Origin of the sequence: Vibrio sp. 10N.247.310.23, from assembly GCF_041467155.1 — a bacterium.
Classification (GTDB): Bacteria; Pseudomonadota; Gammaproteobacteria; order Enterobacterales; family Vibrionaceae; genus Vibrio; species Vibrio crassostreae_C.
In genome coordinates this window covers 84322-104055 of record NZ_JBFSTZ010000013.1, presented here as the reverse complement: position 1 = coordinate 104055, position 19734 = coordinate 84322, and the positions used below count along the sequence as shown (strand labels likewise).

Annotated in this window: 14 protein-coding genes; 9 read left to right on the top strand and 5 right to left on the bottom strand. The window is 41.6% G+C overall.

Going from position 1 to position 19734, the window contains the following annotated elements; all coding sequences use genetic code 11:
• On the top strand, window positions 1-3042 hold the full coding sequence (locus tag AB6D93_RS12135) for a type I restriction endonuclease subunit R (protein WP_372050147.1): 3042 nt from the start codon (window positions 1-3) through the stop codon (window positions 3040-3042).
• Window positions 3043-3445: 403 nt separating this feature from the next.
• On the opposite strand, the gene AB6D93_RS12130 is transcribed toward AB6D93_RS12135, so the two are convergent.
• Window positions 3446-4705 (bottom strand): adenylosuccinate synthase, encoded by a 1260-nt coding sequence (locus AB6D93_RS12130; RefSeq protein ID WP_017059182.1) that lies wholly within the window; start codon window positions 4703-4705, stop codon window positions 3446-3448.
• A 214-nt stretch (window positions 4706-4919) separates the two neighbouring features.
• Between AB6D93_RS12130 and AB6D93_RS12125 the strand changes: the two genes are divergently transcribed.
• The 4 genes from AB6D93_RS12125 (at window position 4920) to AB6D93_RS12110 (ending at window position 9805) form a co-directional block, all read left to right on the top strand.
• Window positions 4920-5792, top strand: a complete 873-nt coding sequence (locus AB6D93_RS12125; protein WP_017059183.1) for a LysR family transcriptional regulator — start codon at window positions 4920-4922, stop codon at window positions 5790-5792.
• Window positions 5793-6068: 276 nt separating this feature from the next.
• Complete coding sequence (gene dmeF, locus AB6D93_RS12120) at window positions 6069-7064, top strand: CDF family Co(II)/Ni(II) efflux transporter DmeF (protein ID WP_017059184.1); 996 nt, start codon at window positions 6069-6071, stop codon at window positions 7062-7064.
• Window positions 7042-7458: a MarR family winged helix-turn-helix transcriptional regulator gene (locus tag AB6D93_RS12115; RefSeq protein ID WP_017059185.1), complete on the top strand. Its 417-nt coding sequence runs from the start codon at window positions 7042-7044 to the stop codon at window positions 7456-7458. The genes dmeF and AB6D93_RS12115 overlap by 23 nt, the downstream gene beginning before the upstream one ends.
• Before the next feature lie 622 nt (window positions 7459-8080).
• On the top strand, window positions 8081-9805 hold the full coding sequence (locus AB6D93_RS12110; protein WP_102333406.1) for a methyl-accepting chemotaxis protein: 1725 nt from the start codon (window positions 8081-8083) through the stop codon (window positions 9803-9805).
• 146 nt (window positions 9806-9951) lie between these two features.
• Here AB6D93_RS12110 and AB6D93_RS12105 read toward each other — a convergent pair whose 3' ends face one another.
• The 4 genes from AB6D93_RS12105 to AB6D93_RS12090 all read right to left on the bottom strand — a co-directional run bounded on the left by AB6D93_RS12105 (window position 9952) and on the right by AB6D93_RS12090 (window position 13511).
• Window positions 9952-10191, bottom strand: a complete 240-nt coding sequence (locus tag AB6D93_RS12105; protein WP_004733935.1) for a PAS factor family protein — start codon at window positions 10189-10191, stop codon at window positions 9952-9954.
• A 112-nt stretch (window positions 10192-10303) separates the two neighbouring features.
• Window positions 10304-10948, bottom strand: a complete 645-nt coding sequence (locus AB6D93_RS12100) for an HAD family phosphatase (RefSeq protein ID WP_065583616.1) — start codon at window positions 10946-10948, stop codon at window positions 10304-10306.
• A 20-nt stretch (window positions 10949-10968) separates the two neighbouring features.
• On the bottom strand, window positions 10969-12054 hold the full coding sequence (locus tag AB6D93_RS12095; protein ID WP_065583617.1) for a class I mannose-6-phosphate isomerase: 1086 nt from the start codon (window positions 12052-12054) through the stop codon (window positions 10969-10971).
• Window positions 12055-12056: 2 nt separating this feature from the next.
• On the bottom strand, window positions 12057-13511 hold the full coding sequence (locus tag AB6D93_RS12090) for a mannitol dehydrogenase family protein (RefSeq protein ID WP_102333272.1): 1455 nt from the start codon (window positions 13509-13511) through the stop codon (window positions 12057-12059).
• Between the two features lie 223 nt (window positions 13512-13734).
• Here AB6D93_RS12090 and AB6D93_RS12085 point away from each other — a divergent pair, with 223 nt between their 5' ends.
• The 4 genes from AB6D93_RS12085 (at window position 13735) to AB6D93_RS12070 (ending at window position 19732) form a co-directional block, all read left to right on the top strand.
• On the top strand, window positions 13735-15507 hold the full coding sequence (locus AB6D93_RS12085) for a sodium:solute symporter family transporter (protein WP_102333273.1): 1773 nt from the start codon (window positions 13735-13737) through the stop codon (window positions 15505-15507).
• Window positions 15508-15574: 67 nt separating this feature from the next.
• Window positions 15575-16756, top strand: a complete 1182-nt coding sequence (gene uxuA, locus AB6D93_RS12080; protein ID WP_102333274.1) for a mannonate dehydratase — start codon at window positions 15575-15577, stop codon at window positions 16754-16756.
• A 142-nt stretch (window positions 16757-16898) separates the two neighbouring features.
• A complete protein-coding gene (locus tag AB6D93_RS12075; protein WP_065101257.1) occupies window positions 16899-17441 on the top strand; it encodes an acyltransferase in 543 nt (180 codons plus the stop codon).
• 11 nt (window positions 17442-17452) lie between these two features.
• Window positions 17453-19732, top strand: a complete 2280-nt coding sequence (locus AB6D93_RS12070) for a heparinase II/III family protein (protein WP_102333275.1) — start codon at window positions 17453-17455, stop codon at window positions 19730-19732.
• The last annotated feature ends 2 nt before the right edge of the window (window positions 19733-19734 follow it).

The window sequence follows — 19734 nt, the reverse complement described above, 5'->3', positions numbered from 1 at the left end:
ATGGTCAGTCATACGAATGAACAAGCTCTAGAAGCTGCAATTGAAAAGCATTTAACAGGTGTTTGTTTAGAAGATATTAAGTCTGGTGTGAACGAGTCAATACCAGATTATTATAGCCAATTATATAAGCTTGGCTACGCCACCGACTTTGATATGCAGTATGCTTTGGATCTCCGTTTTTTCTGGCAGTTTTTAAAAGAAACACAAGAAGATGAGTTGGAAAAGCTCAAACGAAATAGCCCTAATGACTGGGAGCGAAAAGTACTTGAACGTTTTGACCGTCTAATCAAAAAACATGGCGTTTTATACTTGTTGAAGAAGGGTTTAAGTGTAGATGATGCACACTTTAGCTTGTTATTTCCAGCCCCTTTAGCAAGTAGTAGTGAAAAGATTAAACAAAACTTTGATGCGAATATTTTTAGTTCTACCCGTCAAGTTAGATACTCAACAGCTAACCCACTCCAAGAGATCGACATGGTGCTTTTTATTAATGGCATTCCATTAATAACGCTTGAGTTGAAAAACCCCTGGACAGGTCAAACAGCACGTTATCATGGCCAAAAACAGTATCGTAATGATCGAGATATAGCTCAGCCCTTATTACAGTTTGGTCGTTGCTTAGTTCACATGGCTGTAGATACCGATGAAGTCTATATGACCACTAAGCTAGCAGGGAAAAGCACTTTTTTCCTTCCTTTCAACAAAGGTCATAACCATGGACAAGGTAACCCTCCTAATAGTTCTTTGTTTGGAAATGGTGGGCACAAAACATCTTATTTATGGGAAGATGTATTCACCAAAAAAAGCTTGGCCAATATCATTCAGCACTTTGTGCGATTGGATGGCGGCATTAAAGACGACTTGAGAAAGCGTACGTTATTCTTTCCTCGTTACCACCAAATGCAAGTCGTTAAGAAGCTAATAGATCATGCAGCAACTAATGGTGTAGGACAAACCTACTTAATTCAGCACTCTGCAGGTTCTGGTAAGTCTAACTCGATTACTTGGGCAGCTTACCAACTGATAGAAGCCTATCCAGTGAAAGCCGATCTTCCCGGTAGCAAAGGTGTCGAACAGCCACTATTTGACTCAGTGATTGTCGTTACAGACAGGCGTCTTTTGGATAAACAGTTACGAGATAATATTAAAGAGTTTTCTGAAGTTAAAAACATCGTCGCTCCGGCATTAAAGTCATCAGAGCTCAAGTCAGCTTTAGAGAATGGTAAGAAAATCATAATTACGACCATTCAGAAATTTCCATTTATTATCGATGGTATTGGCGATTTAAGTGATAAACGCTTTGCGGTAATTATTGATGAAGCTCATAGCTCTCAGTCTGGCTCAGCGCATGACAACATGAACAAAGCGATGGGTAAGTCTGAGGTTGAAGAAGCTGAGGACGCGCAAGACAAGGTTCTTCAGGCCATGCGGTCTAGAAAGATGCGTGGTAATGCCTCCTATTTTGCTTTTACTGCGACGCCGAAAAATAGCACGTTAGAAAAATTTGGGCAAAGACAAGAAGATGGTACTTATGTACCGATTGACTTGTATTCAATGAAGCAGGCTATTGAAGAAGGTTTCATACTGGATGTTATAGCTAATTACACAACTTATAAAAGCTACTACGAGATTGAGAAATCAATCCAAGAAAACCCAGAGTTTGATTCAAAAAAAGCTCAAAAACGCCTACGTGCATATCTAGAGTCGAGTCAGCAAACCATTAATACTAAAGCCGAAATAATGCTAGACCATTTTATTCCTCAAGTCGTGAACGCTAAGAAGTTACGAGGTAAAGGAAAAGGGATGGTGGTAACTCAAAATATTGAAGCAGCTATTCGTTACTATAAAGCAATTACTCGTGTTTTAAATGAACAAGGTAACCCTTTTAAGGTTGCTATTGCATTCTCAGGAACGAAAGAAGTAGATGGTATTGAGTACACTGAAGCTGAGATGAATGGGTTTGCAGAGAGTCAAACCAAGGACAAATTTGATACCGATGATTATCGTTTGTTAGTCGTTGCAAACAAATATCTGACAGGTTTTGATCAACCAAAATTGTGCTCTATGTACGTAGATAAAAAGCTTGCCGGAGTTTTGTGTGTACAAGCGTTGTCTCGCTTGAACCGTTCAGCGCCTAATCTAGGTAAAAAAACAGAAGACCTTTTTGTTTTGGATTTCTTTAATAGCACTGATGATATTAAAACTTCATTTGATCCTTTCTACACATCAACTACTTTATCTGAAGCTACGGATGTCAATGTATTGCATGAACTTAAAGATGCAATGGATGATGTTGGTGTGTATGAGTGGTATGAAGTAGAAAGCTTTATTGAGCGCTACTTTAATAATGAAGATGCTCAAACGCTTAGTCCAATTATTGATGTTGCCGCAAACCGCTTCAACGTTGAGTTAGACCTAGAAGACGATGCTAAAGTTGACTTCAAAATTAAGGCTAAGCAATTTGTAAAAATCTATGGTCAGATGGCATCTATCATGCCGTATGAAGTGGTTGTATGGGAGAAGCTTTTCTGGTTCCTCAAGTTCCTTATTCCGAAGCTTATTGTGAAAGATCCTGATTCTGAAGCCTTAGATGCTTTGCTTAACTCTATTGATCTGAGCTCATATGGTTTACAGCGCGTTAAGCTCAACCATTCTATTGAATTAGATGAAGCAGGAACAGAACTAGAACCACAGAATCCTAACCCTCGAGGAGCTCATGGCGTTGAAGAGGAGAGAGATCCTCTTGATGACATTATTCGTAACTTTAATGAGCGTTGGTTCCAGGGCTGGAGCGCCACTCCTGAAGAGCAAAAGATAAAATTCATCAACATTGCTGAAAGCGTAAAGTCACACCCAGACTTTAAGGCAAAATATCAAGATAATCCCGATCCTCATAATCGGGCTTTAGCATTTGAGAAAATGCTAAAAGAGGTCATGCTTGCGAGGCGTAAGGACGAGCTTGAGCTTTATAAGCTATTTGCGGGGGACTCAGCTTTCAAAGCGTCCTGGACACAAAGCATGGAGCATACAGTGGGTTTGTGATTTAGTAGCCCTACAAAGTGAATGAATTTTTTATTTACTGGCTTTGCAAGGTTTTCTGTTTTGGTTAATTCTTAGGTTTACCTTTAAATCGGTGAGGCTTTGTCTTTTTGGTTGCGTGGGAATGAAGTTGTTGGGCCTGTCAACTATAGTCAATCTTTACTAAAGTAACACCAGAAGTAACATTTTTAAATTCTATTTTTATAATTCCCATACTAATCAATTTGATATATTGGATAGTCGAGTCCAGTAGCGGCACCAAATTCGTTCTTTATGAACAAGCAAAAAAGCCCACCTAGTGTGGGCTTTTTTTTGTCTGTAATTCCTTGTGTTATCTCGTTCTTTATGAACAATCAAAAAAGTCCACTGAATGTGGGCTTTGATGTAGATCTTGTCGTCTTCTAAGCTAAGCTCGAATGATCATTTGCTCGCGCTCAGGACCTACCGATACCATCACGATTGGCACACCCATCAGCTCTTCGATACGAGTAACGTAATCTTGCGCTGCTTGAGGAAGGCTCTCAAACGTGCGGCAACCCGTGATGTCTTCATCCCAGCCAGCCATATCTTCATATACGGGCTTTAGCTCAGCCGTTTGTGGCCAAATCGGGTTCTCAGTATGTTCACCTGAGTAAGCGGTACAGATTTTAAGTTCAGACAAACCAGACAGGCAATCAATCTTAGTCAGTGCGATTTCCGTTGCAGCTTGTAGGTCAACACCGTTGCGAGTTGCCACTGCATCAAAGTAACCCATATCACGTGGTCGACCCGTAGTTGCGCCGTATTCGTTAGAGCTTTCGCGGAAGCTGTCTTGTTCTTCCATTGCAGTTACTAGCGTGCCAGTACCAACAGACGAGCTGAATGATTTAGCAACAGCGATAACACGTTCAGGACGAAGTGCAGGTAAACCGCTACCAATGCCAGCATAAGCTGCGGTTACATTCGAAGATGTTGTCCAAGGGTATTCACCGTAGACAAGGTCGCGACCTGCGCCTAACTGAGCTTCAAACAGTAGGTTTGCGTCTTGTGATTGCAGCGCTTTAAGCGGCTCAGTTACGTTGCAGATGAACGGGCGCCACGCTTTAGTTACTTCAAGTAGCCATTCTGTCATTTCAGAAGCAGTCTGGGAGAAGTCACATTGAGGGTAGAGCGCTTTAAGCTGAGGCATCTTCCAATCAAGTAGGAATTGAATACGCTGCTCTAAAATTTCAGGTTGATTCAGCCAACCGACAAGAATGCCTTTCTTCATTACACGATCGCCGTACGCTGGTGCAATGCCTTGACGTGTAGAGCCGTAAGCGCCATCGCCCAAACGCTCTTCTTCAAGCGTATCTTCAAGAGCATGTAAAGGGAGACACAGTGTCGCACGATCTGAGATCGCCATTTTCACTTTGATGCCAGCCTCTTGAACTTCTGCAATCTCTTCAGTTAGCGCAGCAGGGCTGATCACCATGCCAGGGCCAAGAACCGCCGTACAATTAGGATTAAAAATACCACTAGGCAGTTGGTGCAGTTTGAATGTACCGAAGTCATTTACCACAGTATGACCTGCATTGTTTCCGCCTTGGAAACGAATGCTAGCAGAAGCTTGGTCTGCTAAAAAATCGACGATGCGGCCTTTGCCTTCATCACCCCAGTTTGCGCCCACAACAACGATAGATGGCATAATTTTTCTCCTAACTGATTGAGGAATCATGTTAGGCCTACAAGGTGGATAAGAGAAATTAATTATCTTTATTATCTTGATAAGGATTTCATATATCCTTAAAGTCTTAAGCTACAAACGAGATTCCCTATCACGTTCGTTCCTCACTGTAGGGAATGACGATTGGGCATTCTTTACTTTTAGGGAATGATATTAGTGACACGAGAGAGAGGACATGATGCTCGATATTAATTTGTTGAAGACGTTTGTGACGCTTGCGGAGTACAAGCATTTTGGGAAAGCGGCCAATGCACTGCACATGACACAACCCAATGTGAGTTTGCACCTAAAACAACTGGAACAACAAACACGCATAAAGTTGATAGAGAGAAGCCCTTTTCAATTGACTCAAGCGGGTGAACGGCTATTGGAAACAAGCCAAAGAACGCTACTCGAACTGCAGATTTGTCAGGCCGATCTCAATGCCATTAACGACCTTAAAATAGGGACGTTAACCATTGCCGTAAGTGACATCATTTCTCGATTTTTGCTAATTCGTCCGTTCCAGAAGTTCAAAGCGCAGTATCCCGGTATTGACCTTACGCTCTTGAATACCACGTCATCTCAGGCATCGAATTTAGTTAAAAATGCTCAAGCGGATATTGGTTTTGTTATCGCCAAAGAGCAGCACAACGAGTCTTTGTATTTCACTAAGCTGCAAGAGCTTTCTTGGTGTGCGCTTGGCGATGGGTTTGATATCCGAGACTCTGATGCAGAGCTCACTTTGATTCTACTAGGTCATGATACGAGAACGCGTGACTTTATTGATGAAGGTTTACCAAGCCTTAATCTACCTAATTATAGGGTGATGGAAGTAGGGAGTGTCGATGCTCAAATCGACTGGGCAGAAGCGGGATTTGGTGTGGCTATTGTCCCGGAGTTTGCGGTATCAACCAAGCAGCACCTGCATTCGAAAGTGACACCATTGACCAACTTCTCGAGCACCAGTCTTGGTTATATTGTTCGGCAGAACCAAGTCTTGTCGAAAGCAACCAAGCAGCTGTTAGGTTGGGTGAATGATGAGATTATTTCATTGCAAAACAAATAAATACAATCATTGAGTTTGACTCAATCAGCCCACCTCGAGTGGGCTTTTTTGTCCCTGGAAAGCCTCGTTTTTACTGAATCAATAATCTTTGGAACAAACTAGCGCTCACCATCAACTATTCGTCCCACAAATCAGAGTTTCAAAATTCATCGTTGACAAAGTTTGATAATCAAACTAAATTTCAAATAATTACTTTGATTGTCAAATTACTTGTCAATCAAAGGGCTTTTATTTGCAACGATCATCTAACCACAAACACAAGCTAAGGACGCCATTTTGAGTTTTCCAACACGTCACCAACACAACTTTTCTTCACATAACAGTCAAGGTGAGAAACGCACGTTCTATGTCCTGTTATTGACCGTCGTTACCATGGTTGTCGAAATTGTTGCAGGTACTATTTACGGCTCGATGGCATTGCTTGCCGATGGTTGGCACATGGGGACGCACGCCGCAGCGTTTGGTATCACCTTATTTGCATACCGTTATGCGAAGAAACATGCCGAGAGCGAACGTTTCTCTTTCGGTACCGGTAAAGTCAGTGTGCTAGGGGGCTACACCAGCGCGATTGCATTGGGGATTGTGGCATTGTTGATGCTGGTGGAGTCAGTACATCGTTTGTTTAACCCACAAGCGATTCAGTTCAATGAAGCGATCATCGTTGCTTGTATTGGTTTAACTGTGAATGTGGTGAGTATGTTTTTACTTGGCGATCACCATCATGATCACGGACACGAGCATGGCCACAATCATAGTAAGAATCACGGTCATTCACATAGCCATGAGCACGACAGCGACCATGGTCATAAACATGGCGAGCATCACGGACACCATCATGATCACAACCTACGCGCAGCCTACATGCATGTGTTGGCGGATACTCTAACTTCGCTGCTTGCGATTGTTGCGCTGCTATTTGGTAAGTTTTACGGTTGGAACTGGTTAGATGCAGCAATGGGAATGGTTGGCGCATTCGTGATTGCTAAGTGGACGATGAACCTTATGAAACAAACCAGCCCAATCCTGCTGGATGAGAATATCGACCAAGATTATCGTGACTCAGTGACCAAAACCTTAACGCCTTATGCGTCGGTCACCGATTTCCATATGTGGAAGGTGAGTGGGCATCACTATTCAGCAGCGATTACTCTTGAATCAAACAGTGATAAAACCGTCTCTGAATATAAACAAATGCTCGCCAAGTTTGATAAGATTAATCATCTAACTCTTGAAGTGCATTCAAACGACCATGCGAAATATAGAACAGCTTAACCAAATACTGACTGAGTTCTACGATAAAATGTCTTCGTGGGAGCAGTCTGTTGTCAAAGAGACGGGTTATTCCCTGGCTCAAGTACACACCATTGAAGTACTTGGTATGCATGGTGCGTTAAGAATGAAAGAGCTCGCTGAAAAGTTGGGTATTACCACGGGTACACTTACTGTTCAAATAGAAAAGTTGGTTAAAGCTGAATTGATTGAGCGCCATGAACACCCAACAGATCGTCGTGCGATTGTGGTTGCCTTGACGGATGAAGGGCAGAAGATACACGTTCACCACAATCAGCTTCACTTGAATTTGGTTAATGAGCTGACGCAAGATATCGAAGAAGACGAGAAAGCGGTGTTATTGAAGTGCCTAACCAAGATGGTAAAAGCGTTTTAGCCAGCCTTGAATTCGCACCTAACTCTTTAGCTGCAAAGCGATTGACTAGAAAATCAAAAGATGGACCTGACTCGAATTGAGTAGGTCCATTTTTTTCGCCGTTTACGCTCTACTGTACAATCATCAATAGACGGATTCACTGTTTAAAAACCAAGTCAAAACCTCCAATATTGCGCTTCGCTCGTGCTCTTCTGGATAGCCAAAAAAATGTCATCATAAATAATGCATCCAAATGTGCGTCAAAGTCTTTTAATTCAATGCCTTGTATACCATGGTGTTCAGGCTATTTATGTTCCGTCAAATAGCTGTCTCTCACTTTTATCATTCAACTAATGTACATGTATTCAATTTGTGTTATTGATGCTTTTATCTTTAGTGAAAAGATTCATTCTCTGTTTGAATACCATTGAGAATGTCACTGCTGGTGGGCTGAACAGTCGCTAGATTTGGTGCTCATTACTGATACAAAAACCATAACCATAACAATAACCAGGTCGCACGAGTTGTATTCCATGCTTCGATGCGATCAATTAGATACTCATAGTTAATTTAGTAAAGACGAGCCACGTATATGAATATAAAGAAAAAGCTCTATTCGTTGGGGATGTTCTCCATCTTCGGCATGATTTCATTGTTGTTTACCACATCGCAATTTGCAGACACCACCGCTCAAATGAGCGAAGCCAAACAAATCACCAAAGAACTTGAAGTGCGACTACTCAATCTTCGCCGTAACGAGAAAGATTTCCTATTACGTAGTGATATGAAGTACCTCGCCAAGTTCGACGTAAACTACAACAAATTCTTAGCGTCTGAATCTGAGCTAGATACAGTGCTCAGTGATTTAGGCTTAGCCAACAGCACACACCTACGTGAAGACATCGAAACTTACCACACCAGCTTTGTTAACCTAGTAAAAGCGAGCGAAGTCTATGGGCTATCACGTGACAAAGGTATGCTAGGCGAGTTTCATGTTTTGCTCGATAACATCAGCGCGACAGCCAGTGCGGAACAAAAAATCGAGCTTTACCTGTTCAATGACTTAATTGAGAAGGGGGAGTTTGACCCGAGTGTTCTTTCTATAACTTCAAATATGAGTAGCTCAGCTGCTTTGATAGACGCTGCTCGCCAAGTGGTTGAGCAAAAGCGCGTGATCGGTTTGAAGCATAACGAAGGCCTGCTAGGCGAAGCGCGTTCTGGTTCGCACGTTATCGAGACTCAGTTTAAAGAATTCTCGGCGGTGCTAGACCAACAAACGCAGCAAGAGATGGACAAACTATCGCTGATCAACAACATCCTTTGCGTCACACTACTTGTGTCGATCATTCTGTTCAGCTGGTTAATCGTCCGTTCTATCATTGGCAAAATTGAGTCACTGCTTTCGGTTATCCGTAATATCGTTAACTCAAACGACGTGTCTATTCGCTCTCACCTAGATGGTAAAGACGAACTCAGCACGCTAGGCCAATACTTCAACCAACTGTTGGATCAACTGGAAGGGCTTATCGCTGCCTCTCAATCTAAGTCACTGCAACTGACACAAAGCACATCGAACATGCATGATGAGCTAGAGTCAGTAATCAAACAGTTTGAAGTTCAAGCAAATCACACATCTACAATGACAATGTCAGTTCAAGAGATGGTACTCACCATTGGCGAGATCTCTGAAAGCACATCGGTTGCCGCTGAAGGTGTACATCAAGCGAAAGTGAATGCCGATAAAGGCCGTGAAGTGGTGGTTGAAACCATCAGCAACATCACCCAGTTGTCTGAACGTCTTTCAAGCAGCCAAGATTCGATCAGTTCACTGAACCATCATGTTGACCAGATCGGCGATGCAGTAAACATCATCCAAGGCATTGCAGAACAAACTAACCTATTGGCATTGAACGCAGCAATTGAAGCAGCACGTGCGGGTGAACAAGGTCGTGGCTTTGCGGTAGTTGCCGATGAAGTACGCGCACTAGCAAGCAGAACGCATCAATCGACCACAGAGATAACTTCCGTGGTGAGTGCAATTCAAAGCCAGATGCAGGCGTCGATGGCAGAGATTGGCGAGTGTAATCAACAAGGTCAACTAACGCTGAAAGATTCGGAAGAGCTGGATGCGAGCTTGCAACTTATCTTGAGCGACATGGAAAGCATCCAAGGTAATTCAGAACGTATTGCTTCAGCGATTGAAGAGCAGGGCGCAGTAATGGCGCAAGTGAGTGACTCAATTACTGAGCTGAACACTATCTCGAACGACAATAACGCTTCGGCGCAGCATTGCTTAGTTGAAGTGGACAAGGTAGCAGAGCAAGCGAACGATATGGACCAAGCGGTCGCGCAGTTCAAGACTTCATAAACAACATAGAACTTACTAAAACAAAAGGCGTGGATCATCTACGCCTTTTTTGTGCCTGAAATTCAAATAGATAAATGACGAGAATAAAAAAACGGCCCGATCTGGGGGAAGATCTGGGCCGTTATATTACGTATTAAAGGGGGGGACTACTTATTTCGGCCTTCCAGCACATCCAGTGCCAGTTCAACCGCTTTATCAATATTGTCGCATCCCGCTAACTTACCTGAGCTGATAGGACCAAGCACATTCGCGTATAACGAGAGCTGCTTGTTAAATGGCAGGCTCAACTGCTCATATAAACGCTGGCGAATCTCGGCATGTTGCTCAGGAGCGTGAGCAGCAAGGCTTTTCAAAGTGTCATAAACAAGAGTGGTGGTAGTGTTCATTCGTCTCTTTATCTTTGAGTGGGGGATTTCTATTTTAATATCATTTGGGTACAAGTTGCTGTGATATATGTCATACAATAAGTCAAATAAACTTAGGGTGAGCATTTTGGTCTTAACTGACAAGTGAGAAATCATCAATGATTTTTAACGCACCTGAAAAATCATTGTTTATGTTGAAAGAATGTTGAAATGCAATGACTTCACAACCACTAGCTAAACCAGCCTGAAGTCCTGGAGCCGAGTCTTCAAAGATAATGGTTTTACTTGCGGTTACATTTAATCTAGATAGCGCCAACAAATAAGCTTCCGGATCTGGCTTGTGCATTGAAACATGCTCTTTAGCGATGACAAGATCAAACAAGTGCTCAAGTTTACAAGCTTCCAGTATTTGGTTAGCCATCCACTGTTGCGCAGAAGTTACAACCGCACATCGCTTCCCAGAAGATTTTAGTTGCTGTAGGAGGCCAACGACACCTTTATTGATAGATAATCTTTGTGAAAGGAGTAATTGATAATGTTCCTTAAATTTATCGTTAAACTCTTGTCTCTCTGGTTCGATTTCTCCAACTTTGAAAAAATACTGAACGACATTTTCCCATTTCATACCCATTACATTTTGATAAATACGGTGGTCAACGATGGAACCATAGTCTTTACAGGTCAGCGCTAATGCTTGGCCTTTGAGCGGCTCGGAGTTTACTAATGTTCCATCCATATCAAAGATAAAGGCGTCGTAATAAAGTTTTATTGGTTCCATTTCAATACGTTAACTCAGGATTAATTCGTTAATGGTGGGTAGCATTCAATAATCTCGACGCCATCGTCTGTTTCTATCGTGATATTTTCAATGCCAGCCGGGCAGAAAAATTTATCGTACTTATTGAGTACTAAAATTTCTTCGTCTAATTTAATCGTACAACTGCCAGCAGCAATAACACCGACATAAAAGTCGTTCTCAGATTTGGTGATGCTGCTAATGACTTTTGTGCGACAAACTCGATATCTGTCGGTTGTTTTGTCGTCAATGAGAGACTCTTTTACCGATCCGTCAGCATAAGCTGTTAATAGTTGAGGTGTCTTTTTGTTCTGAGTTGCCACAGCTTCAACCGACTTCTCTGAATAGTCAAAAACATCAAGGCAAAAGTCCAAATCTCGCTTCATGTAGCGAGCTTCTTCAGGAAGTGTATAACCAGCTCGTTCAAACTCAAATCGAACAGCCCAGTCCGATGGTTCCATTATCTCAATCATTAGAATGCCTTCGCCAATCGCGTGAGGCATTCCTCCTGGAATAAAGTAACACTCACCAGGAGATACTTTGATTTTTTCGAAGCAAGTTTTCAGTCGGTTAATGTCTTGTTCAACAATGATCTCTTTCAACGTTTCTTTAGTCGGAGGCGTCTGAAATCCGAGATAAATATAAGGATCATCAATCTCCTCACGAACTTGTAAAATATAGTAGGCTTCAGCCTTGCCTGAATTTGAATCTAGGTGCTTTTGGGCAAACTCTCTGGTTGGGTGTGCTTGGAAATGTAAGCGAATTGAAGAGTCTAGAAACTTAATCAAAACCATAGGGTTAGGACCGAATCTACTGAAGTGCTCTTTACCTAAAAAATACTCAGGATCTAGATCTAATAATTCGGCGAAATCGAGTGAGTGATCGCCGATAATCGCAGTTGATTGACCTTCACTGATTGTTTCTCGACCTGGGTTAACGGCTTTAGTGACCGATGCAATCCAGTCTTCAGGAAAATGAGAGTCGACCGGAACGCTTTCGTTATTAATTTGGTCTAAAACCTTACCACCACTGTAAGAGCGCCAAACGCGGTTCTGACCAAATCGAATCAACTTATTTTTGTATTCCATGCCTAGCCCTTTAAGTTCAGTGTTTTTGTTAAGTTATGTAAAGTTTGCATTGCACCAACCTCTTGAATACATTCGAAAAGGTCGACTATCTTATTTACGAATTCGGCATCTGCAAGAAGGCTAGATTCAAAAATACCATCAATGCTTAATAAAGAAATGACAGCTTCACGAGGCGTTTTACTTTCTTGTTTGATTTGCTTGAACACGCCAGCCATTGGATCATGAACCTCGATAGCATCGCCGTTGTCATCCATGCCAATCACATAAGCCATCCACCCTGCAATGCCCAACTCTAACCAAGTTGTTTGAACAGCATTTTCACGGTTATATTTGAGAGATTCACAAAATCGTGGTGGTAATTTCTGACTTCCGTCCATTGCTATCTGAGAGGTAAGGTGTTTTAAATTTGGGTTAGAGAAACGTTCAATCAGCGAATCTGCGTAAGCTGCAATGTCAGTTTCCTTTGGTAACGACAATGAAGGCGTTTGCTCATTCATCATGAAGTCTAGAATCACCTTCTTAAAATATGGGTCTGAAATCGCTTCTGACACATACTTATAACCACTCAAGTATCCCAAGTACGCAAGAAGTGAGTGACTACCATTTAGCATGCGTAGCTTCATCTCTTCAAAAGGTATGACATCATCGACAAATTGCGCGCCCACTTCATCCCAATTTGGTCGACCAATTGCAAACTTATCTTCTATTACCCATTGTCGAAAAGGTTCACAAGCGATGGCACATGGATCCGAGTAGCCGATAGCTGTTTCTATATAAGATAAGCTTTCTTTACTCGCCGCTGGAACAATACGGTCTACCATAGTGTTTGGGAATGTGACATTAGCCTCTATCCAAGAATACAACTCCAAGTCGACCAATTTTGCAAAACTAAGAATAGCCGACTTCGCTACTTCTCCATTGTTTTGAATATTGTCGCAAGACAATACGGTGAACGCGTTAATATTCCTTTCTTTTCTGAGTCTTAAACCTTCAACGATATAACCGATGGCGGACACTGGACGAGAAGGTGAGTCGAGATCGAGCTGGATGAGACGATTGTTAACATCAAGAGAGCCAGTACTTGGTTCAATGCAATAGCCTTTTTCTGTGATAGTCATTGAGACTATACGAACGTTTGGATTCGCAATTTTTTCGATGATAGTCGACTGACCGTCTAGATCTGGATGTAAGGATTGAGTGATTGCCTTTGATATTTTTATTTGTTCGCTTGTCGCACCTCTCTCCAAAACAGTGTAGCAATGACCTTGCTCTCTTAACTGCTGAATAAGCGATTGTGAACCAAATAAGTTAATGGAACAGATCGTCCAGTTAGACTTTTTATTGTCTAACAATTCGCTTGTATATAAAGCTTGATGAGCTCGATGAAAAGCCCCTAAGCCAATGTGAACAATTCTCTGTTCTTCTTTTAAGTATTGATTTAAAACATTTTTATTCATATTTCCGCACTCTCACTCCAATTTTTAAAATCAGACGGCTATAAAAATTACCATTAGAGAGTAACATTCATTTGTATTATTTAAACGGCATATCATCAAAGATTTATTTTTTTGTGAGAAGTGTCAACCAATTGGTAGACCAATTTTGACAGCCAATATCTAGGGGCGATATAAAAGAAAGCGAAAGGTGTTTAGTTTTTAAATATCACGGTTAGGGATCATTATGAATATCGATATACTTATAGTTATAGGCTACTTCGTTTTCCTCCTCGGAGTAGGTTGGATGTTTCGATCAGCAACGTCATCGACAAGTGATTACTTTAGGGGGGGAGGCAAAATGTTGTGGTGGATGGTTGGGTCCACAGCATTTCTTCAAGCACTGAGTGCTATGACGTTTACTGGCGTAATGGGAAAAGCTCTTGATGTTGGCTTATCCATCTCTGTTATCTTTTTTGCGAATGCTCTTGGTTACTTTTGTAACTACTTATTCTTTGCTGCAAGAGCTCGACAGATGCGAGTTATCAGTCCAATCCAAGGCATTCGCAAACGTTTTGGTCCTGTTAGCGAGCAAGTTGTAACGTGGGCGACGGTACCGTCGAGTGTACTTCAGGCTGCGCTATGGCTGAATGCATTAGCGATCTTTGCAAGTGCGGTATTTAATATCCCAATTGAAACAACGATAGTTGCTGCGGGTATGGTTGTACTTCTTATGTCTCTGGTCGGCGGAAGTTGGGCTGTAGTTGCATCAGACTTTATACAGATGATCATCATTACTGTTGTTACCTTCATAGCGACAATCGTAGCGATATACAAATCTGGTGGTGTAGCACCAATCCTAGAAGCGGGTTTGCCTGATCAAGGGTTTGTTGGAGAAGGGTATAGCTATACCTACTTATTTGTTGGCTGGTTTATCTGTATTTTCATCAAACAGTTCTTCAGTACAAACAATATGATTGATTCTTACCGCTATATTGCAGCAAAAGATACTAATAATGCACGTAAAGCTGCAATCCTAGCGTGTTGTCTAATGGCGTTTGGACCTTTCATTTGGTTCCTTCCTGCTTGGTATGTAAGCGGAAATTACCCAGATATGTCTACATGGGGCCTCGATGTTCTAGGCAAAGATATTTCTAATGCCACTTATTTTGTCTTCGTTCGTAACGAGATGCCCGTTGGGATGGTTGGCTTGATGATGTCAGCTATGTTTGCTGCAACCATGTCGTCAATGGACTCTGCATTAAATAGAAATGCCGGCATATTCATTAAAAACGTTTATGAACCTTACATGGCAAAAGACAAATCAGATAAATCGATCTTGTTTGCAAGTAAAGTTTCTACCGTGGTATTCGGCTTGTTGATTATTGTTTGTGGCTTGTTCATGAGCAAACTGCAAGATTTTGGTCTATTTGATGCACTTATGATGGTGAGTACGCTTGTCGCGTTCCCTGTGCTTATTCCGTCACTGCTTTGTTTCTTTATCAAGAAGACTCCAGATTGGTCATGTTGGGCAACCATTACCGTAGGCGCTTGTGTTTCAGCCGTTATTGCTTCAACAAATGCACCAATGATCGAAAGCCTGTTTAATTTATCTGAACCATTGTCTAGTCGTGAATTCGCTGAAATGAAATCGATAACCATGGGCGTAACAGGGCACATTATTATCACAGGTGGTTTCTTCTTGCTGACTCAACTTTTCTATAAAGAGCCAACAGGTAAGCGTGCTGAAGAAATCGCAGAGTTCTTTAGTAATGCAGAAACTCCAGTAATTGTAGAAGATTCGCCTCAAAGCTTCGAAGCTGATAGACAACAGTACATTTTACTTGGTCGAGTGTTATTGGCGACAAGTGCAGCGCTTCTCCTATTAACGCTGATACCAAACCCTATGTGGGGAAGAATGTTATTTGTATTAATGGCAGCGATTGTCGGGTTTATATCTTGGCTATTACTACGAGCTGGTAAGTTAAATGATGTAAAACTAAAAGCTTACACTGTCTAATTAAATAAAATATCAGATGAAGCCTTAATAAGGCTTCATCAAAAAAATTAATAATAGGTAATAACTTATGAAGCAAACTTGGCGATGGTATGGTCCAAATGATATTGTAACGCTTAATGATATTCGTCAGGCTGGGGCAACAGGAATCGTAACGGCATTACATCATATTAAGAATGGTGAAATATGGTCTAAAGAAGAAATACTAAAACGTAAAAAGTTAATAGAAGAAAATTCACTTACATGGGAAGTTGTCGAAAGTATCCCTGTTCATGAAGAGATCAAGACTCAAACTGGAAATTTCATTCAATGGATAGAGCACTATAAGCAATCTATTATCAATTTATCTGAATGCGGAGTTGATACAGTTTGCTATAACTTTATGCCAGTTCTTGATTGGACGAGAACAGATTTAGAGTATGTACTCCCAGATGGCTCAAAAGCATTAAGGTTTGACCATATTGACTTTGCTGTTTTTGAGCTATGCATACTAGAACGAGAAGGTGCACATGAAGAGTATTCAAAAGAAGACATTGCACTTGCTCGAACTCGTTTTTCTAACATGCCTGATGACAAAATTGCACAGCTAACATCGAATATCATCGCTGGTCTACCAGGTGCGGAAGAAGGCTATACTCTTCAGCAGTTTAGAGAGCAACTGGATCAGTACCAACACATTGACGGCAATAAGTTACGTGAAAATTTAGTTTACTTCCTAAACGAAATTACCCCAGTGTGTGAAGAGTACGGCGTGAAGTTGGCCATTCACCCTGATGATCCACCACGGCCAATTCTTGGTTTACCGCGAGTGGTATCTACGATTGAAGATATCGAATTCTTGACGCATCGTGTACCGAGCAAAATGAACGGTATTACTATGTGTACCGGGTCTTATGGCGTGCGAGACGATAACGATCTTGTGAAGATGATTGAAACTTTTGGTGATCGAATTTATTTCACGCATCTGCGTTCAACAAAGCGCGAAGAAGAACCCGGCAACTTCCATGAAGCAGCTCATCTCAATGGTGATGTTGATATGTATGAAGTGATATTTGCACTTCTTAAAGAAGAAAATCGTCGTACTAATAATGGACAAAGTGATTTAATTCCAATGCGGCCTGATCATGGTCACCAAATTATTGACGACTTAAATAAAAAAACAAACCCAGGGTATTCTTGCATAGGCCGTTTAAAAGGCTTAGCTGAGATTCGTGGTGTCGAGTATGCATTGACTCGGTCTAATTTTAATTAATGTGTTTTCAATTCGATATTGGGTTTTTAAATTAAGCTAACCCAGGGATATTATCGGATTAGCTTATTTAGTGTCAGTGAAAATATTGATAATCAATAAGGGAAGTCGTTACTGTTACTTCCCTTTATTTATAGGTGATGATATGTCGGTTCAACAAAAATTTGGCGGTGAACTTTCGGATGAGGAATTTAGAAAATTCACCCTATATACAACACAAAGTAATAATAAACATGATGACGAGTCGAGAGCTCAAATCTTAGGCTTCACCAACAATAATGTTCGAGTTGCTCCAGGAGCTATCGTTCGCATTGGTGAAAACCAAATCGGAACACGAAGTTATATAGGCCTATACAGCTACATTAATGGTGATGTGGAGGTTGGTGAAGACGTTTTGGTAGGGCCACATGTTTCTGTCGTTGCGTCTAATCATTTATTTGACCCGACTTCAGAGAGCTTTAGTGGTCGTAGTGATTTGGAAAGCGGAAAGGTCACAATCGCAAAGGGTGTTTGGTTGACATCTGGTGTTGTTGTCACTCCAGGAGTGAGCATCGGTAAATGTTCATTGATTTGTGCTAATTCGGTAGTGACATCCGATGTGCCCCCATATTCGATTTTTGCAGGGACCCCAGCGAAGCAAATTGGTCATATTGATGCAGAGACAGGGCAATATCATTGGTCGAAATAGAGGAGTAACACATGCTACAACTAGAAAGAACGCATGATTTCCAAATTTTTTTGTCGCCTTGTAACGAAATTTCCTCAGTCAATCCCCCAAGTTTCAATTGGCCTCAAGGAGATTATGGTTCTGCATATAACATCGAACTTGAAGACAAAGACGGTGAGCAAAAATGGGATTGGAAATCGGTGCAGTCTCCTTTACAACCGACATTTCAGTTACCTCAAGGTAGCTATCGCTGGAGAGTGACTTGCCTCAATACTCTAGCAAAATCTGATTGGATTGTTTTTGAAATCACGACGGAGTCAGAAAACTACTTGGCACCGGACGCTATGTCACTATTCTCACTGTGTACTAATAAAGACCAGTTTATGATGTATCTCGATGAAGATATTGACGCAGTCAGCAATGCTTCATTAAGTGCAAGAGACAAGTTACGCAATAGTGTTGAACTAACTGATATAGATGACATTTTATATTCTAATCATTATCGCCGTGGTAATGAAGAAGGGAAGCGTACAGCTATCGCTAACGTAAGACGTTGGATTGATCGCGATCTTATCGCACTAACATTACTATATAAGGTGTGGGGTGATGAGGTGGCAGGACATAAGGCATGCCAAATTTTATTGCGCTTATCCGAGTGGAGCCCTGAAGGCCCGGCGTCACTGTTAAGGCCTTGTACGTGGGGAGATGAAATTGGCCTGTCAATGACGCGAAATTTGTATCTTGCCTATCATTGGTTGTCTCCATTGCTGACGACCGACGAGTGTTCATTCGTCAGGCCGCTCTTAATTCGATATGCCTATCAAATGGAAGAGCGCTTAGAGCAAGATAAGTTTAAACAGTACCCGGGACATTCACATACATCGCGTTTGCCTGCTTACTTAGGCGTTGCTGCCCTTGTGTTACACAAAGAGTTTGAACTTAAAACTTGTGAACGTTGGCTTAATTACGCCTTAATGATTTACCGAGGTGTGTTGCCTTTCTATGGCGGAAAAGATGGCAGTTGGGTTGAGGGGCCTTTTTATTCTTCTTCCTATACCAAGTGGCACCATCCGTTTTTCTTGTCGGTTGAGCGTTTAAGTGGCTTTTCTTTCTATAATCACCCGTTTTATAAGAATTACGTTAAGTTTGCTTTGGACTTTGTGGCGAATAACGATCGAATTCATCCCTTTGGTGATGGCTTCTGGTGCAAGAGAGAAGGTAAAGAGTGGCCTGGTTTCTTTGCGCAAAATCCACTCAGAATATATGCACCACGGTATGGTTGTACGAAGTCGATATTAGAGTCCAAGAAGTTAGAGTCCAATATTGAGACTTACAAGCTCCATTTATTAGATATAGTACCGACGTATCCGCAGTTACAATTTGAAAAATCGGGTCAACATTCAACCGTTTCTAATACGTTAATGACTTCAAATGAGGCGTTTGTTTCTGACGAGACTGCTCTGTGTGTGAGCCCTGCGTCGAACAACATTTACTATTCATACGCAGGGTTAGGTAAAACTGCCCATAGTAAAATGTCGGTGTACTACCGAGCAAGTAAGTTTGGTAATAGTTCTCATCGCCATGCTGATCAAGGGAATGTTGCACTAGTCGATGATGGCGTTAATGTTCTTACTCCGAGTGGCAGTTATGGCTATAGGTTTGGTAGCAAACATCATAGTTTATGGACTCGAACTACGCAGGCGCATAATTTACCCTTATTTGGTGGTGTCAATTTAGACGATAGCGTTACCAACGCGACTGAAGGTCAGAAGATAGATTGCGCAACAGCTCAAGCAACAGTAATCACTCGAATTGATAGCAATGAGTTTCAATGTGTCGTTCTAGATCTCGCGAATGCTTATGAGAGTTGTGAGTCGTTTGTGCGAACAATAATACAAGTTGCAGATAACGGGGTCGTTATTGTCGACAACATTAGGCTATCTGAACCCAAATCGATGCAATGGCGAGCCCATACCCCGCTCGAAGTTGTTATTAAGGGGGGGAGTGTTGATTTGTACCATGAACAAGAAACTTATTATCTTGGAATGATGAGTGATCCTTCTTGTGTAGTTAAGTTAACAAGTGAAATTGATGACGGTGATGGTTTCAAAGGGAATGTTGAATCTGACGCTCAGAAAGATATTAAACATCTAGAATGGTTCATAGAAGAACAGCAGCAACATCAAGTGGTTATGAGTTGCTTAAAACAACCAATAGATTACGTGTTAACTGACGAAAATACTTTGATACTTGCCCATGCGGGCCAGTCTTTTAAGCTCAATGTAGAAACTGGTGAGGAGATCACTCCGTAAAA

What these genes read in the sequence shown, in the direction of transcription:
- AB6D93_RS12070 (WP_102333275.1), top strand. Translation starts at nt 17,453, where the DNA reads ATGCTACAACTAGAAAGAACGCATGATTTCCAAATTTTTTTGTCGCCT.
- AB6D93_RS12085 (WP_102333273.1), top strand. Translation starts at nt 13,735, where the DNA reads ATGAATATCGATATACTTATAGTTATAGGCTACTTCGTTTTCCTCCTC.
- AB6D93_RS12125 (WP_017059183.1), top strand. Translation starts at nt 4,920, where the DNA reads ATGATGCTCGATATTAATTTGTTGAAGACGTTTGTGACGCTTGCGGAG.
- AB6D93_RS12095 (WP_065583617.1), bottom strand. Translation starts at nt 12,054, where the DNA reads ATGGAATACAAAAATAAGTTGATTCGATTTGGTCAGAACCGCGTTTGG.
- AB6D93_RS12100 (WP_065583616.1), bottom strand. Translation starts at nt 10,948, where the DNA reads ATGGAACCAATAAAACTTTATTACGACGCCTTTATCTTTGATATGGAT.
- AB6D93_RS12110 (WP_102333406.1), top strand. Translation starts at nt 8,081, where the DNA reads ATGATTTCATTGTTGTTTACCACATCGCAATTTGCAGACACCACCGCT.
- AB6D93_RS12105 (WP_004733935.1), bottom strand. Translation starts at nt 10,191, where the DNA reads ATGAACACTACCACCACTCTTGTTTATGACACTTTGAAAAGCCTTGCT.
- AB6D93_RS12075 (WP_065101257.1), top strand. Translation starts at nt 16,899, where the DNA reads ATGTCGGTTCAACAAAAATTTGGCGGTGAACTTTCGGATGAGGAATTT.
- AB6D93_RS12135 (WP_372050147.1), top strand. Translation starts at nt 1, where the DNA reads ATGGTCAGTCATACGAATGAACAAGCTCTAGAAGCTGCAATTGAAAAG.
- AB6D93_RS12115 (WP_017059185.1), top strand. Translation starts at nt 7,042, where the DNA reads ATGCGAAATATAGAACAGCTTAACCAAATACTGACTGAGTTCTACGAT.
- AB6D93_RS12090 (WP_102333272.1), bottom strand. Translation starts at nt 13,511, where the DNA reads ATGAATAAAAATGTTTTAAATCAATACTTAAAAGAAGAACAGAGAATT.
- AB6D93_RS12130 (WP_017059182.1), bottom strand. Translation starts at nt 4,705, where the DNA reads ATGCCATCTATCGTTGTTGTGGGCGCAAACTGGGGTGATGAAGGCAAA.
- uxuA (WP_102333274.1), top strand. Translation starts at nt 15,575, where the DNA reads ATGAAGCAAACTTGGCGATGGTATGGTCCAAATGATATTGTAACGCTT.